This window comes from Streptococcus sp. KR (assembly GCF_002238115.1).
In the GTDB taxonomy this organism is placed as follows: Bacteria; Bacillota; Bacilli; order Lactobacillales; family Streptococcaceae; genus Streptococcus.
In genome coordinates, this window is sequence record NZ_NGVM01000367.1 from 1 (window position 1) to 217 (window position 217).

Below are 217 nucleotides of genomic sequence, written 5' to 3' on the forward strand. Positions count from 1 at the left end.
TTCGGGTACCATGACACATTGGGCAGGTGAAGAAACGGTAGAAGCGGTTCAGCCGTTTCAATGCGATCTCACTTTTAGTCGTCTTCATGCTATCTTCAATGGCGTTATAGGCATTTTCATACAAAGCGTTGTCCATATGAAAGACCCGGCCGTTTTTGCTGGGGATATCAATGGCATAGTGCTTTTGCTGACCATGCAGGACCATGTCTTTTTCTTT

The 217-nt window shown here is 45.2% G+C and carries 1 protein-coding gene; it reads right to left on the bottom strand.

Going from position 1 to position 217, the window contains the following annotated elements; all coding sequences use genetic code 11:
• A partial coding sequence (locus CBI42_RS12320) for a hypothetical protein (protein ID WP_142294188.1) occupies positions 1–217 on the bottom strand: 217 nt, incomplete at both ends.